The 14,790-nt window shown below is 69.1% G+C and carries 15 protein-coding genes; 12 read left to right on the top strand and 3 right to left on the bottom strand.

The window, feature by feature from the left end; all coding sequences use genetic code 11:
* Positions 1 to 47 precede the first annotated feature (47 nt).
* Positions 48 to 1,772 (top strand): mobilization protein, encoded by a 1,725-nt coding sequence (locus ABZY13_RS15010; RefSeq protein ID WP_356630602.1) that lies wholly within the window; start codon positions 48 to 50, stop codon positions 1,770 to 1,772.
* Between the two features lie 194 nt (positions 1,773 to 1,966).
* Positions 1,967 to 2,362: a DUF6234 family protein gene (locus tag ABZY13_RS15005; RefSeq protein ID WP_356630601.1), complete on the top strand. Its 396-nt coding sequence runs from the start codon at positions 1,967 to 1,969 to the stop codon at positions 2,360 to 2,362.
* A gap of 19 nt (positions 2,363 to 2,381) precedes the next feature.
* Here ABZY13_RS15005 and ABZY13_RS15000 read toward each other — a convergent pair whose 3' ends face one another.
* Complete coding sequence (locus ABZY13_RS15000) at positions 2,382 to 3,071, bottom strand: YdcF family protein (protein ID WP_356630599.1); 690 nt, start codon at positions 3,069 to 3,071, stop codon at positions 2,382 to 2,384.
* Between the two features lie 479 nt (positions 3,072 to 3,550).
* On the opposite strand from ABZY13_RS15000, the gene ABZY13_RS14995 reads away from it, so the two are divergent.
* From ABZY13_RS14995 to ABZY13_RS14950, 10 genes are all read left to right on the top strand, one after another.
* Positions 3,551 to 4,219: an HAD-IA family hydrolase gene (locus ABZY13_RS14995; protein ID WP_356630597.1), complete on the top strand. Its 669-nt coding sequence runs from the start codon at positions 3,551 to 3,553 to the stop codon at positions 4,217 to 4,219.
* Positions 4,220 to 4,319: 100 nt separating this feature from the next.
* Positions 4,320 to 5,522 (top strand): helix-turn-helix transcriptional regulator, encoded by a 1,203-nt coding sequence (locus ABZY13_RS14990; RefSeq protein ID WP_356630595.1) that lies wholly within the window; start codon positions 4,320 to 4,322, stop codon positions 5,520 to 5,522.
* A gap of 188 nt (positions 5,523 to 5,710) precedes the next feature.
* Entirely contained in the window at positions 5,711 to 6,154 is a 444-nt protein-coding gene (locus ABZY13_RS14985; protein WP_356630593.1) for a hypothetical protein, read from the top strand.
* Positions 6,151 to 6,357 (top strand): hypothetical protein, encoded by a 207-nt coding sequence (locus ABZY13_RS14980; RefSeq protein WP_019983969.1) that lies wholly within the window; start codon positions 6,151 to 6,153, stop codon positions 6,355 to 6,357. The genes ABZY13_RS14985 and ABZY13_RS14980 overlap by 4 nt, the downstream gene beginning before the upstream one ends.
* A gap of 126 nt (positions 6,358 to 6,483) precedes the next feature.
* A complete protein-coding gene (locus tag ABZY13_RS14975; protein WP_356630591.1) occupies positions 6,484 to 7,371 on the top strand; it encodes a glycosyltransferase in 888 nt (295 codons plus the stop codon).
* The gene (locus ABZY13_RS14970) at positions 7,368 to 8,249 is read left to right on the top strand and encodes an aminoglycoside phosphotransferase family protein (protein WP_356630589.1); all 882 of its coding nucleotides are present in this window, start codon (positions 7,368 to 7,370) and stop codon (positions 8,247 to 8,249) included. The genes ABZY13_RS14975 and ABZY13_RS14970 overlap by 4 nt, the downstream gene beginning before the upstream one ends.
* Positions 8,246 to 8,977, top strand: a complete 732-nt coding sequence (locus ABZY13_RS14965; RefSeq protein WP_356630587.1) for a glycosyltransferase — start codon at positions 8,246 to 8,248, stop codon at positions 8,975 to 8,977. Before ABZY13_RS14970 ends, ABZY13_RS14965 begins: the two co-directional genes overlap by 4 nt.
* Before the next feature lie 14 nt (positions 8,978 to 8,991).
* Positions 8,992 to 9,870, top strand: a complete 879-nt coding sequence (locus ABZY13_RS14960; protein ID WP_356630585.1) for a PIG-L family deacetylase — start codon at positions 8,992 to 8,994, stop codon at positions 9,868 to 9,870.
* Entirely contained in the window at positions 9,867 to 10,481 is a 615-nt protein-coding gene (locus ABZY13_RS14955; RefSeq protein WP_356630583.1) for a hypothetical protein, read from the top strand. Before ABZY13_RS14960 ends, ABZY13_RS14955 begins: the two co-directional genes overlap by 4 nt.
* 7 nt (positions 10,482 to 10,488) lie before the next feature.
* Positions 10,489 to 11,523, top strand: coding sequence for a glycosyltransferase (locus tag ABZY13_RS14950; protein WP_356630581.1), 1,035 nt, complete (start codon positions 10,489 to 10,491; stop codon positions 11,521 to 11,523).
* On the opposite strand, the gene ABZY13_RS14945 is transcribed toward ABZY13_RS14950, so the two are convergent.
* Both ABZY13_RS14945 and ABZY13_RS14940 read right to left on the bottom strand, forming a co-directional pair.
* Positions 11,520 to 12,563: a phosphotransferase gene (locus ABZY13_RS14945; RefSeq protein WP_356630579.1), complete on the bottom strand. Its 1,044-nt coding sequence runs from the start codon at positions 12,561 to 12,563 to the stop codon at positions 11,520 to 11,522. The genes ABZY13_RS14950 and ABZY13_RS14945 overlap by 4 nt on opposite strands.
* Positions 12,564 to 12,918: 355 nt before the next feature.
* Entirely contained in the window at positions 12,919 to 14,619 is a 1,701-nt protein-coding gene (locus ABZY13_RS14940; protein ID WP_356630577.1) for a PQQ-binding-like beta-propeller repeat protein, read from the bottom strand.
* Positions 14,620 to 14,790: the final 171 nt, after the last annotated feature.

The raw sequence follows: 14,790 nt of genomic DNA, 5'->3' as shown, positions 1-14,790 counted from the left end.
GACGACGCCTCGTCCCCACCAGCCCCAGCACCCGTCTCGGAAACCAGATGATCCCCCGGATACAGAAGCGCGGGCAGCGCACCATCGGCCTCCTGGCCTACCTGTACGGTCCCGGCAAGCACGAAGAGCACGACGACCCGCACCTGGTCGCCTCCTGGGACCACAACGCACTCGACCCCGGCCGCGACCTCTCCGCCACCCTCAAGCAGCTCCAGCAGCTCCTGGACCAGCCCGTCGACAACCTCGACCAGGCCGAGCGGCCTCGAAAGCACGTGTGGCACCTGTCCGTCCGCAACGCCGCCGAGGACCGGCTCCTGACCGACGAGGAGTGGGGCGAGGTGGCCCGCCGGATGGTCGCCGCCGCTGGCATTGACGACCCCGACCAGGACGCGGGCTGCCGATGGGTGGCCGTCCGGCATGCCGACGACCACATCCACATCGTCGCCACCCTCGTCCGCGAGGACGGCTACAAGCCCGACCTCGGCCACGACGCCGCCCGCGTCCAGGCCCAGGCCCGCACCCTGGAGATGGAGCTTGGCCTGCGCCGCCTCAACAAGGGCGACGGCACCGCCGCCCAGCGGCCCACCAGCGCCGAACGTCACAAGGCCGACCGGCAGGGCCGCCAGCGCACCGTCCGGGAGGAACTGCGCGAGACCGTACGGCGGGCGGTGGCCGGCACCGTCGGCGAGGAGGAGTTCTTCGACCGGCTGGCCGCCGCCGGCCTGATCGTCCACAAGCACATCGCGCCATCGGGCGATCTCCTCGGCTACAAGGTCGCCCTGCCCTTCGACCACAACAAAAACGGCGAGCCCGTGTTCTACTCCGGCTCGCGACTGGCCCCCGATCTGTCCCTGCCCCGCATCCGCAAACGCTGGCCCGGCCACACCACGGACCAGCACAGCGACAAGCCGACGGAGCCGGCCACGAACACGACGCTCAGTGGCCCGGCGGCAGCACGGCGCCGAGCAGCCGCTGCGGCATGGCAGACGATCCTGGTCATCGATCACGACGAAGAGGCGACGGTGGCCGCGCACATCGCTGCCGCGGGCGAGGTCCTGGACGCGCTCGCAGCCACGTCAGCCGCCCACACCCGACGCGAACTGCGGGAGGCCGCCTTCGCGTTCGAGCGCGCCACACGCTCCCACATCCGCTCGCAGCACGGGCATGACCAGGCACTACGGCAAGCCGCCCGCGACCTCGTCCGCAGCGGCCCGGCCCTCGGCCGCGGGAAGGACGGAGCGACCACCGCCATGGTGATCGACATGCTGTTCTTCCTCGTCACCGCCGCCACCCACTGGCACGCGAAGAAGGGCCACGCCCAACAGGCAGCCGCCGCCCGCCAGGCGGCCGAGCACCTGCGCGCCGCATACCAGGCCGCCGCCGCCCAACCCCTCGGCGCGCTCTACCAGCGCGGCCGGCGCCTGGGCCGACCGCTCCTCCAGCGGCAGACGGCCATGCTGCGCAAAGCCGTGCCGGAGCTGGCCGAGCAGATCCTCAGCGAGCCCGGCTGGTACGCGCTCGCCGCCACCATCACCGACGCCGAGGCCGCCGGCCACGACCCCGCCGCTCTCCTGACCACCGCCGCAGGACGACGGGAACTCAACACGGCGCAGTCCGTAAGCGACGTGCTGGTATGGCGTCTACGCCGCACCGCCGACCTGCCCGCCGACACCAGCCACGCGGTCACAGGCCGCCACACGGCGGGACGCCCGGCCAACCCAGCGGCACAGCACGCACAGGGCCGGCCGGGAACCCGGCTGGGCCGACCCTAGCTGCAGACCCATTACCTCAAGCCCATGGTGATGCAAGGGGTGAAGGCCGCTGCGCGGCGGACCAGCCCAGGACCGGGACCACAGGCAACGCCTTCGCGAGCGCTCTCGGGCAGCAGACGGGGAGCTGGCCGCGGCGCTCGCGGTTGAGTACAGGTACTCATGCGTGCCGACACCACTCGCGGCACCGTGCATCCATGACCGACATCCCAGCCCAGAGACGGCGACGCCCCTGGTCGCACCGGACCCGCCTGGGCGTGGACCTCGCCTTCGCCATCCCGTTGTTCCTGCTGGAGGCCGGGTGGCTCGCGCTGGACGCGGTATACGGCTACGGCCTCGACGTATGGGCAGCACAAGGCGAGCAAACGCACATCGACGCGGCCGCTCTCGCGTACATGTGGCGACTACGGACACTACAGATCACCGTGCTCGTCCTGGCGGTTCTCGCGGCGGTCTCCCGCGCCCGATGGACCGTGATCACGAACCTGCTGGTCGCCCTCCTGGCAGGCGGAACACTGATGGCCGCACAGCACGACTGGGACTACAGACACGCTCCGCCACCCGGATGTGTCCGCTACGGCCCGAACTGCTGAGCCGGGCCGTGTCTCCAGTTCAAGTGCTGATGAGGCGGCTGTCGAAGCCGGCGCCGAGGAGGCGTTCGTAGGCGTCATGCACATCCCCCGGTACCTCCTGCTCGACGGTGAAGCCGAGCTTCGGGTACTCGATCACCCGTTGCAGATCGCCTACGAGCATGTCCACGACCAGCTTCTCGTCACCGATGGACTCGATGTAGTCGTCCAGCTCCAGCGGCTCGGAAGCGCACACGACCTCCACCTCGGGCCAGAGCTTGCGGCAGGTGGCGTACGAGCGCCGCTCCATGTACGGCTTGGAGATCAGCAGCAGCGACTCGACCGCGACGCCGGCCTCGGCCAGCAGCTCCCGCGAGAAGGTGATGTTCTGCCCGGTGTTCGCGGCCTTCGGCTCGACCAGGATCGCCTCGTCCGGCACACCCAGGTTCAGCGCGTGCTCGCGGTAGTGGACGGCTTCGCCCCGTGGGAAGCGGGCACGGGTCGTGGGGCTGTTGCCGCCGCTGAAAACCAGGACCGGAAACAGGCCGGCGCGGTAGAGATCGGCGGCCGTGGTCGCCACTCCGAGATCGTGGCTGCCCAGGCCGATCGCCGCCGAGCAGGGCCGCTGTTCATGGCCCATCTGGTGGTAGTTCCAGATCAACGTCGCGTCGTGGAACTGCTCGTCGGTGATCTGGCGCTGCTCGCGCTGCGGCACTGGCACTCCCTGGCTCATCCCTACCGGCCTTTCCGGATGCCCTCGACGCTGCGCAGCTGGTGGCTCAGCCCGTACTGCCGGGCCACCTGCGCTGCCTGATCGAGGACGGGCAGCCCATCATTCCGGGACATCCAGGTTCCGAAAGCGGACCGCAAACGCCGTGCCTCGGGTCGCGTACTGGCAGGCAGTGCAGTACAGCGCTGGTGACGACGATGTCCCCGTCACGCCGTTCGGCATCGGAGCATACGAGGACGACCGTGGCGGTGCCGGCAAGATCGTCGCCCGGCTGGCGTCTGGAGAAGGGCTCCAGGGGGAGGTGGAGAAGCCCGAGGTCAGCCCCGCGGGCATCGGACGGGCTCCCCCAGGATGGGCGCGAACTCGGTCTCGACAGGCACCAGTTGCCACCCATACGCATGCCGAAGCGCCAGGCTTGTCGGCGACTCACCCGTCCGTGCGCGGTAGCTTTTCATAAGGGCAAGGGAGAGGAAGCAACCAGCATGCCGCAACCCATGGGTGCCACGGATCAGCCAGCCAAGCAGGGGCTCATCCTCGACTTCGCCGGGGTGTTGACCGCTGACCCGCGGTCCATGCACCGAGCCTGGTGCGAGTCTGAAGGGCTTCGCCCGGAAGCGTGGCGTGCCACGCTCAACGATGACCCTGAGGGCCGACGGTTGTACGCGGCGCTGGAGGTCGGTGAGATCGACCAGGAGGAGTGGAACAAGCGCACTGCGGCCCTTCTCGGTGACCATGTCGCACCGGAGAACCTGATGGGTCGGGCCTGGTCCGCGGTTCCCGCGGCCCGGCGTATGGCCGCGCTCGCGCGTACCGCCAAGGACGCGGGATACCGCCTCGCTCTCTTGTCGAACAGCTTCGGCTTGGACCCCTTCAACCCGTATGAGCACGCCGACGTTTGGGACCTCTTTGACATACACGTCATCTCCGAGCAGGTCGGCATGGCGAAGCCCGACCCTGCCATCTACGAGCTGACGCTGGAACGCCTCGGGCTTCCTGGACAGGCATGCGTGTTCGTTGACGACCACCCTCGGAACCTCCCACCGGCAAAAGCCCTGGGCATCACCACCGTCCTCGCGACGGACGAAGCGTCCACGGTGGCTGAACTGGAAGAGCTGCTCGGTGTGAGCGCCACGCTTTCCGTCCAGCGGTGACTTCCAGCCAACTCGCCACTGCCCTCGTGCCTATGACTGTTGCTGGTCGTAAAGCAGTGGGTACGGTCCGTGCCTGGCCGAACGGGGAGGAGCTGCTGGCATGCAATGGTCCGAGTACAGCACCGCTGAACGGCTCAAGACGCTGCGCGGTGGCATGACGCAGGAGCAGTTGGCGGAAGCCGCCAACGTCTCCGTGGGCGTCGTAAGGAAGTTGGAGCGGGGCGGCACCGCTTCCCTGCCGTCGCTTCTGTCCATCGCCTCCGCCCTCGGCACCGACATCGCCGTGCTCCTCGGCCAGCAGGCACCCCGTCGCTCCATGGACCGCGACGAGCGGGCGGCATTGCGGGCGCTGTCCGCCGCCACACACGATGCCGCCATCGGCATCCCCACCGACACCGAGCCGGGCACAGTTGAAGAACTCCGTGCTGTCGTCCGGCGCGCTGACGCTGCCTACTGGGCGGGGCGCTACACCGAACTCGGCTCGTTGCTTGGGGCTTTGCTTCCTGAAGCTCGTGCCAGGTACGACTTGGCGGACGCCGGCGAGCGGGAGGCCGCGGCCGGTGTCCTGGCCGATGTCTTCCAGACCGCCGGGATGGCCGCGAACGTGTGGGGGTCACGGGACCTGGCCTACGCGGCGCTCACCTACGGCCGGCAGATCGCCGTGCAGGCCGGTGACGACCTGCGAGATGCCCATCTGGCCGCCACCACGGCGTGGGTGAATCTCCGCGACGGGCGGACCGCACAGGGTTTCGCCCTCGCCGCGGCTCAGGCCGACCGGATCGAGCCCAAGATGTCCGAGCACGACCCGGACCGGTTGTCGGTGTACGGGCAGCTCGTCACGAACGCGGCTGTGGCCGCATCCCGCGGTGGCTCCTCGCCGGACACCGCACGGGAGTACCTCTCCCAGGCCCACGCGGTCGGCGCCCGCCTCGGGGTGGAACATGCCCGTGGCCGGCATGCCCAGCCCTTCGGGCCTCTGTACGCCGGCACGCAGGCCATGAGCATCGCCGTCGCCCTCGGCGACACCGGCGGTGCGCTGCGACTCATGGACACGGTCCGGCTGGACGACACGGTGCCCCTCGCCACTCGGGCCCGGTACGGTCTCGACGTCGCCTTGACGCACGTGGAGTGCCGCCGATGGGACCAGGCTGCCGACACCCTGGAAAAAGTCTGCGGCATGGCGCCGGCGTGGGTGCGGCACCAGATGCTGCCCGGAGTGATCATTTCTCGCCTCGCCGGTGTGTCCGTCGGGCGGCTCCGCAGGCTCGCCCGCGCGGCTGGTGTGCCCCTCGCCGTCCGCTGACCGGCCACCGCCACGTGCCGTAGCAGCTCTCACGGCCGCCACCAGTCCGACCGCCACGTCCCGTTGCAGTTCTGCTGGAGGACGAGAGCGCGGCAGCACGGGGCGTGTCAGGCCATCGAGTCATGAGTTCCTGGCGCCGCCACGGGCCGTGCCTGTCCTGCGGACAGGGCAGGCAGCACGCTGATCACATGCCGAAATCCTCACCCGGCGGCATCGGACACGTGCCGGTCGCCATCTACTCCTGCGCGTTCGAGTCGGCCGCTGTCCGCGAGGCCGAACGCCGCGCACGCCGCTACGCCGACGCCCGGCACTGGCACGTGGCCGGCGCCTGGTCCGACGACAACCCATGTGTGCCGTTGGACGGCCGCCCGGCTTGGGCGGCTGTCACGAGCACACTGTCCTCCGGCCTGGTCCGCGGCATCATCGTCGCCGGAATCTCCCACCTCGCGGACGATGCCGCGCAGTTCGCCGCGCTCGGTGTGCTCATCCGTGACCGAGGCGGTTTCCTCGCCGAGGCGACGTCCCCGCCACCCCGCCAGACCGCCGGACGACAGGAACACCGACGCGTTCTGCTCGAAGCCTCCTCAGGCTGGTGGCTGTGGAAAGACCCCGCTCCCGGAGCCGCCTCGTGACCCGGGCACGGGCAGGAGTCGGTGATCTGGTCGAGGACACCGGCGGACGCCACGCCATCGTCACCGACATCAAGCAGGGTGCTGTGTGGGTCCTGCGTCCGGTGTCGGGCGGCACGACGAATCAGTGGGAGACGGATGAGCCCGACAGCCTCCACGTCATCGAGACGCGCGAGGAACGCGTGCACCGAGAGAGCACCGCTTGATGCACTGCCGCCATGAGGCCCACGGCGGAGCCGGCCCCACCGGGCCAGCAACGGAGCATGCGCGCCCACGACTCACCACTCATCGCCAGAACACTTCCCCAGACACGCCCGGAAGGTGGACCCGCCGTGTACGCATTCGGCATCTGCATCGACCGGCACTACCTCACCCCCGGCCTCGCCACGATCGCCTCGCTGGCCGACAGCCTCAGCCCCCGCGCCCGCAAGGCCGCGGCGCTGCGCTTACTCAGCTTCGACCTCGGACCACCCCAGGCACTGCTGCTGGCCCACCTCGCCAAGCGAGTCGGCTTCGGCTCGTTCGCCCTGGCCCGCCGTTCCCCACTGCGCTCCGCGCGGATGGCGGACACCTCGTACATCACCGTCACCACGTATCTGCGGTTCGAGTTCACGCCCGACTTCGTCCGCCGCCCCTACCTGGTCTACGTGGACGCCGACGTCCTGGTCCGCGGTGACCTGACCACCCCGCTCCATGCTCTTCGCTCGGGCGAGGTAGGTGCGGTACGCGACGAGTTCAACCCGTCCGTCGGCGGATGCCCCGCCCTGCCGGGCGTCGTGGACCGCTGGCCGCATCTGAGAAACCGCCCTTACTACAACGCCGGTCTTCTGTGGGCTCACACCGGTGATCTGCCGCGCGTCCATCACGGCGTGGAGCAGGCCCTGGCCAGACACCGCCGGCACATCCTCCACAACGACCAGGACGCCCTGAATCTGTGGCTCCTCCGCACCGGCCGCGTGCGGCCGGTCGGCGCCGCGTACAACCGGTTCGAGGTGGGTCGGTATCTCGAACGTGGCGATTGGGTACGTCGCGTCGTCAGCCGCCCTCTGCGGCCCGACCCGGCCGCCCGTCTCATCCACTTCGTGGGCCCGGAGAAGCCATGGCAGGCAGACTGCCCGGGTACGGCCGACGTACTGGAGTACCGCGCTCTGCTGAAGCGGACCCTTCGGCATGTCCGCGCGCTGGGCGCCGCCCATCCCGAGCCGGCGGGGCTTCGATGACCACGCCGCCCGCCATGGTCTCGCATGCGTGCAGCGCTCTCCTCGGGGCATCCGCCCGGACCGTGGAGCGCCTGTCGTCGGGCTCCCGGACGGCGGTGTTCCGGGCGGGCCTTTGTGACGGTCGCAGCGTGATCGTGAAGCTGTACGACCACACCGCCCGCCGCAACGCGCTGACCGAGGCCGCCGCCATCCGCGCGGCCGGCGTCGCCGTACCGGTCCCGCAGGTACTCGCCCGCGGTGCGATCTCCGGAGAAGGGGCCACCGCGCTCATCACCCGTGACCTCGGGGGGCAGACGCTGGGGGCCTTCGTGCGGTCCGGCCACATTCCGCATGCCCAGGCTCTCCGGGACCTCGGCTGCCTCCTCGGGCGTCTGCACGGGGCACCGGTCGAGCACGTGGTGCCGCGCCGCCCGTTCTTCGACTCGGTCTCCTCCCTGGTGAGCCGTTGCCCACCCGAGCTGCTGAGCCGGATCGGTCCCGCCCTCGCCATCATCGCCGGCACACCGGACCGGGCACCCAGCGTGTGGTGCCACGGCGACATCCACTTCGACAACGTCGTACTCTCCGACCCGCGCGGCAGGCGCTACCTGGTCGACTTCACGGATGCCGCGCCGGGCCGACGGGAGGCGGACGTCGCTCACGCCCTCGTCATGACCGCGGCGCACATGCCGTGGGACCGGCGCGCGCTGATCGGCGCCTACCGGCATCCCCTGGACGAATCACGGTTGTCGGCCTGGGTGGTGCTCCACACCGTCCGTTGCTGGGTCCACGCCTCGCCTGGTTCGAGCCGCTCCCTGTGGTCGGGCCGCCTGGACGACCTGGCCCGCCAGACACCGCACCTCTTCCGCACGTCCCGAAGGGAAGGGACTTTCCGATGACCAGCCCTGGACTGACGGTGGTCATTCCAGCCCACAATGAAGCGGCGTACCTGCCCCGTTACCTCCCTACTGTCCTCGCCTCCCTCGAACGGTGGCAGGAGAAGAGCGGTGAGCGGGGAGAGGTGATCGTGGTGGACAACGCCTCCACCGACGCCACCACCGACATGGCTGCCTCCTTCGGCGTCCGAGTGATCAGCGAGACCGTCCGCAACATCGGCCGGGTCCGCAACACCGGAGCGACTGCCGCCCGTGGCCGCAGGCTGTTCTTCACGGACGCAGACGTCGCCCTGCCCATGGAGGCGATCACTGCCGCGGCCACCGTCATGGACGGCGGCGCTGCCGGCGGCGCCATCCCGCCCCTGTACACCCCCAAGCGGCTCGGCGCACGGCTGCTCTGCGCGTACTGGGACCACTACCGTGACACGCGCGGCGGCGCCCAAGGCGTCGCCCAGTTCGCGACCGCGGTCGCCTTCCAGGAGATCGGCGGATACCGCGAGGACCTTTTCATGAGCGAGGACGTGGAGTTCTTCCACCGGCTGGCGGCCCACGGCCGCAGCGTGAACGCCCCGGTCGTGATCCTCGACGAGCTGCGCGTACGCCCCTCCACCCGCCGCTACGACCAGTGGTCCAGCCTCCGGATGCTTTGGTGGCAGAACCCCGTCACCGCACGGTTGCGGCTCAGCTCCCCTCGCATGTGGCGCCACTGGTACCAGAGCACCGTCCGATGACCCCGGAGCCCACCATGACCACGACGCTGCCCGTGCCGGACGCGGAAGGGATCTATACCTTCCCCAATGACCTCATGCACGCCCACCAGCAGTGGACCGAGCACCTGGCCGAGCGCCACCGGGCTCACGACCACCGGGTGATCGCACTCAGGGCCCCACACAGCGGAGATCGCTACTTCATCGAGAAACGGCGCCCGACCGGCCGCCCGGTGCTCGCCATCGAACCCCACCACGACGACTTCGCCCTGTCCGCCTCCGGCACCTTCCTGGCCCATCCCCGGCTACTCACCGTGGCCACGGTGTTCACCCGCTCCACCAGCGTCCACCCGGCCCTGGAGGACACCTACGTCACCGAAGCCGCCGTATCCGACCTGCGCAGCCGGGAAGGCGCCGCCGCGCTGGCCCCTTTCGCCGCCCATCGGATCGCCCTCGGCCACCAGGACGCAGCGCCCCCGTACCGACCCTTCGATCCACAACGCCTGGACCGGATCACGGACGAGCTCCGAGAGATCGCCGAAGCCCACCCCGACGCCGAACTCCTCGCCCCGGCCGCCGTCACCCGCCACCCCGACCACCTCCTCGTACACACGGCAGCAGTACGACTCGGATGCCGCTGGTTCTGGGAAGACCTCGCCTTCTGGCCCACCTACGCCCTGGCCGGCTGCGATCAACACCTCTTCCGAGCACGCACCGGCCACGCCCTGGTAGCCGAGCCCGCCGACATCACCGACGTCGTGCTCGACAAGGTCACGGTGCTGCACATGCACGGCTCGCAGATGCACCCGGTCCGCAAGATGTACCGGCCGATCCGGCACGCGTGGACGACCGCGGCCGGCCTCCTGAGCCGCACGGGAGCCTTTGCCGAGCGCTTCTACCGGACGGAGTCGTCGTGAAGATCATCGCGCTCGAAGGGCCGTCGTACGCCGGCAAGTCCACCGTCATTCACCACCTGCGCACGCGCGGCATCGAGAACCGGGCCTTCGTCTCGGACTGCTACGTCCAGCACATCGCTCATCGCGCCGACATCCCGCCCGCCCGGACCGCGTCTGCCGCCGAACAGCTCGCCGCGTTCGAGACGTTCATGGGCATCGAAGGCACTCGCGTGCGCCGGGCGCTCGCCAGCGCCAAGCCCGTCGTCCTCCTGGACCGCTCGGTGGACACCCTCCTGGCCCACGCCCACGCGCTCGACGCCCTGTTCGGCTACGACGTCCACCACCGCCTGCGCGACCGCCTCCAGGAGCTGCCGTTCCTGCGCCCCCACCACACCCTCTACCTGGACGTGCCGGCCGAGGAGCTGGCCCTGCGCCGCAAGGCGGCCGGGCACACGGCGGCCGAGTCCGGGTACTTCCTCCACGAGCCGACGTTCCTGGCACACGCGCGGGACTATTTCGTCTCCGCAGCACAGCCACCCGTGTCACGGGAGGTGACCGTCATCCCCGCCGACACCGGCCCGCACGCGGTCGCGCACGCGGTGGAGGCCCTCGTGACGTACTGGACCAGGTGACCGGCCGATGCCCACAGCCCTCTTCGCCTGGCGGCGTACCCCGCCTCCGTTCCTCATCGGCGGAGCGGAGGTCACCCAGCAACTCCTCGCCGAAGCACTCGTGGCAGCCGGATGGCAGACCGTCTACCTCGGCTCCCACCAAGCGCCCTGGGACCAGTCCCCACAGGTCATCCAGATGCGGACCTACCTCGGCGCAAACGACACCGAGTACGAGGAGACCGAGGAGGATCTGCGCTACAGGTGGAACGGAGTGGACTGCATAGCCGTACCGCAGCAGCGGATCACGTCAGCCCTGCGGAGCATGCTGTCCCACGTGCGGCCGGACGTGGTGTTCACTTCCCAGGAAGGTGCGGCCGACATTGCCGCCCGAGCCCGGCCCACCGCTCTCGTCGCAGGCATCCTGCACTCGGTGTCCAGGACGGGACTGGGCGTCCTCGACGGTCGTCCGCACCATGGACTGGCCGTGTCCGAGTTCGTCATCCGACGGGCGCCCCGGACCGATGGCACCCGGCTGTCCGTCCTGTATCCGTCCTTCACCCCACCGAAGCCGGAGCAACACCGCAGCGAGCGGACCAGGGCCGTGCTCATGGTCAACCCCATCCCGGCGAAAGGCTCCGAGCTGCTGCACCAGCTCATCCGCCGCATGCCCGAACAGCGCTTCACCCTGGTGGAAGGCTGGTGGAACACCGCGGAGGAGTTCGCCGGCTACCCCAACGTCACCTGGGTGCCGCGGGTCTACGACATGAGCCCCCTCTACCGCAGCCACCGCCTCCTGCTCGTGCCGTCCACGGTGGAGGACGCCTTCCCCCGCGTGATCATCGAAGCCGCACTGCACGGGACCCCGAGCATCGGCACCGGCCGGGGCGGCATCCCCGAAGCCATAGGCAACGCGGGCATCGTGCTTCCCGCCGAGGCCGGCGCGGAAGGGTGGGCGGAGGCCATCCGCACCGCCGACCACCACACCCTGGGCGAACAGGCCCGGCAACGTGCGACCGCCTTCACCCGCCCCCGTCTGCCGGACCTCGAACGCCTCGGCATCTAGCCCGCGGCGAAGGCGTCCTCGACCTGATCCAGCCGGTCCGTCCACCAGTGCAGCAGCGCCTCGTCGGCGGTGAACAGCTCATCGAAGGAGAGGTCACCGCGGTCGTAGTGGAACTCCAGCTGCCAGAAGTCCGTCATCCGCTTCCACCACAGCCGCCGGGCACCGTCCACCAGCGCAGACGGCTTCAGCGGCACCACCGACCGATACCCCTCGACGAACGCCGAGACCCGCGCGAGGTCGAACACCCCGCCCACCCCGAACTGCACCTGCCCCGTCCGAACGACCTCTTCCGCGTACGGACGCACCGCGACCCGGTCCCAGTCCAGGACGGCGGCAAGTTCTCCGCCTTCCCAGAGCAGATTGCGGTACTGCACGTCACCGTGCGTCCACCCGTGACCACCCTCAGGCGTCACGGATCGCGGACGTTGATCGGCGTGCTTGAAGACGAGGGCCCGCCGACGCTCCAAGGCGACAGCGGCTTCCTTGTCGAAGTCGCTGTCCGTGCCCTTGTCGCGTACGGCCGCGGACAACCGCTCGGCCTTCTCCACCGCCCGCTCCGGCGACGTGACGTCCGCGGCGATCGTCTCCGGCACCCGGGGCAGCAGCCCCCGACCGCAAGCCCTGCCCAGGCTCAGGTGCAGGCGACCCAGCTCCGCACCCAGTGCGCTCACCTGGGACAGGGTGAGATCAACACCCCGGACATGGGATCCGGCCACCCACGGGAACAGGCACCAGACGCCACCTCCGACCTGCGCCACCAGCGACCCCGAGACCGTGGGTACTGGGGCACTCACCGGGACTCCGTCGGCGGCGAGGGCTGCCAGCACCCGGAGATTGCGCTGCAACCGCTCCAGGGAGACGTCCGTGACCCGCTTCAAAGCGAACTGCCCGGCCGGGGTGTTCAGCCTCCAGTTCGCATTCATCAGCCCGTCGGCGAGATAGCGACGCTCCCACACGCCTCCGAGATCGAAGGCATCGATCAACTCTGAGAGCGCACTGTCGGGGATATCGCTTCGGACCGCCACGGTGGCATCAATCACCCCACGGACGATACGCGAGCCCACCCCACCCGAGCACAACGATCACCGGGCGCCTGCCCAGCCTTCAAGAAAGCCGGCTCCCGAGCTTCCATCGGTGATCACTCGGCTGATCAACTCCGCAGAGGCCGCCCACGTCGGCGGCACCCGTTGACAACGAACACGGCATCGCACACCACTGGCGGTCCCGGCTTCTCCCCAACGTTGAAGTCGTCCCCACAGGCACGACCTCGGCCGACACCGACCGCGTACGGTTCCCACTCGTGCGCTGAGTACTCGCTCCCTCGGATGGCACGCCGCTTGGCAGCCGAGCTCACTGGTGGACGGCGACGCCCTCGCGGGGCTGCTCCTGCGCGAGTCACGCAAGATCCCTACGGCCCTCTCCGTCGCCGTTCAGTCCCAAATCGACAGAGTGCACTCCGCCGTAGCGACCGGAAAACACCAACTTGCCCTGCGCGACCGTAGGCTGTCCCCGTTCCCCCTCTTCCCACAGGTGGCATGGGGTCGAACCGAGCCGAACGCCCGTACCCAAATCGAGCGCAATAAGTCGCCCGCCGCGGTGGGCCACGTACACGATGTCCTCAACCACGATGGGGGCAGTCGTGAAATCTCCCCGTTCCTTGAAACACCACCGTTCGGTGCCAGTTGCTGCGTCAAGGGCAGTCAGCACGTGCGGCGCGCTTACCACGAGCACAAGGTCCCTTGCGGCAACCGGAGCGAGGGGCGTGCGCTGCTGGGTTCTATAGCTCCAACGGCACCGACGAGGTACGGAACCGTACGTCTGAAGAATGCCAGAACGACCCAGCACGTGACCCGCCGAACTCGATGCGACAGGTGGAAAAGCCATGTCGTCGGCCAGTTTCCATCGTCTGGACTCTACGCCACTAGTGGGATGGACGGCCACCAAGTACTGGGCCGATTTGACCTCCTCCAAGAGGTAGAGCATCTGGTCTGAAGCAGCCCAGTGCGGCAAAAGCGAACCCCGCGGTTCGTAGACCCAGCGCTGCTCTCCGTCGCTCGGGTCCAGGGCCAGGGCACAGCCCTTCGATCGCTGAGTAGCGCTGCCTTGATCAGCGGGAGGCCCTGCAAGGACGATCAGGCTGCCGGCTGCAACGCGTGCTTGGGTGAGAATAGGGTGCCCCGGGAGAAGAGTCGGCCCACGCTGGGCCCCGCTTCGGGGGTCAAGGGCGAAGAGTCCTCCATCTTGACCAGGCGCATACAACACACCCTCAACGAAGGCTATCCTCGCAGGGTCGACGCGCAGTCGGACTTCCCAACGAGGTCTGAAAGTCGGCAGATTCAGCGCCTTCAAGCGATCAGGTACGGCAGGGAGGAAGAGAGCCTGGTCTCCGGCTACGGGCACATGCGGGAAGAGAGTCCTGATCCCGCCCATCTGCCTCTTGCCAGTGCGGCCGTCGATCAGCGTCAGCCGGTAGTGGTCCCAAATGATGAACCACCCCTGCGTCCAAACGGGATGGTGCGCCTGGTCGGTGAACGAGGGGTCCTTCCAGCCGGCCGTCAGTCGCACTCGCCGCGCCTTCGATGGCTTCACCGTCGGCCCATCGCTATCGGCGGGCGTGCGTTCCTCGTCAAGAGTCCCCATCACGCGGGCATAGGCATCGATCTCGGCGACGAACTGCTCGACCGTCTCTGTTGACAGTTCAGCGTCGAAGGGAACCTTCACATAACGAGGCGGCTTAGGAGCTGCCCTCAGAACCTTCGTCAGATTCACCCAGAACAGCCGTCCGGCCTCCATGTCGTAGATGACCCCAATAACAGGGATCGGGCGGGTGGACCAGTCGCCTGCGTGGCTCCCCACGGGAATCGCGTAGCCGCTGGCACGCCGGTATTTACTCGACCGCCCGCCAGCAGTCTTCACCTGCACCGCGATCATGCGGCCGGTCCGCTTTCGGCCCCGGGTGAAGTCAACGATCAGGTCCTCGCCCATATCGGCGCTGCCGTCGACCGTGTGCACGACATGATCAAGATCTTCCAGCAGCGTCCGCAGGGCATTCACCCCAGCAAGCTCGATCCGGCGAGTAGGTGGGACAGTAGCCACGTATCTCCCTGCGCAGTGGAACGGCAATCGACTGTAGCGCCATGTGAGGGAGCGGGCCCCCACGGGCGCCAACCCCGAGCCCCGTGGCCCACCACCAAACCAGACGGCACCGCCCTCTGGCCTCGGGAAGCATCCGCGCACCCGGCTGCCGCCGCTTCCTTGTCAGCGGGG

Origin of the sequence: Streptomyces sp. NPDC006610, from assembly GCF_040611575.1 — a bacterium.
In the GTDB taxonomy this organism is placed as follows: domain Bacteria; phylum Actinomycetota; class Actinomycetes; order Streptomycetales; family Streptomycetaceae; genus Streptomyces.
Note: the sequence above shows the minus strand (reverse complement) of the source record. Positions and strands in the feature narration are given on the sequence as shown.

Bases quoted from the DNA above. Each gene is read 5' to 3' on its own strand.
- ABZY13_RS14965 (WP_356630587.1), top strand. From the start codon at position 8,246: ATGACCAGCCCTGGACTGACGGTGGTCATTCCAGCCCACAATGAAGCG.
- ABZY13_RS15010 (WP_356630602.1), top strand. From the start codon at position 48: ATGATCCCCCGGATACAGAAGCGCGGGCAGCGCACCATCGGCCTCCTG.
- ABZY13_RS15005 (WP_356630601.1), top strand. From the start codon at position 1,967: ATGACCGACATCCCAGCCCAGAGACGGCGACGCCCCTGGTCGCACCGG.
- ABZY13_RS15000 (WP_356630599.1), bottom strand. From the start codon at position 3,071: ATGAGCCAGGGAGTGCCAGTGCCGCAGCGCGAGCAGCGCCAGATCACC.
- ABZY13_RS14950 (WP_356630581.1), top strand. From the start codon at position 10,489: ATGCCCACAGCCCTCTTCGCCTGGCGGCGTACCCCGCCTCCGTTCCTC.
- ABZY13_RS14970 (WP_356630589.1), top strand. From the start codon at position 7,368: ATGACCACGCCGCCCGCCATGGTCTCGCATGCGTGCAGCGCTCTCCTC.
- ABZY13_RS14960 (WP_356630585.1), top strand. From the start codon at position 8,992: ATGACCACGACGCTGCCCGTGCCGGACGCGGAAGGGATCTATACCTTC.
- ABZY13_RS14995 (WP_356630597.1), top strand. From the start codon at position 3,551: ATGCCGCAACCCATGGGTGCCACGGATCAGCCAGCCAAGCAGGGGCTC.
- ABZY13_RS14990 (WP_356630595.1), top strand. From the start codon at position 4,320: ATGCAATGGTCCGAGTACAGCACCGCTGAACGGCTCAAGACGCTGCGC.
- ABZY13_RS14985 (WP_356630593.1), top strand. From the start codon at position 5,711: ATGCCGAAATCCTCACCCGGCGGCATCGGACACGTGCCGGTCGCCATC.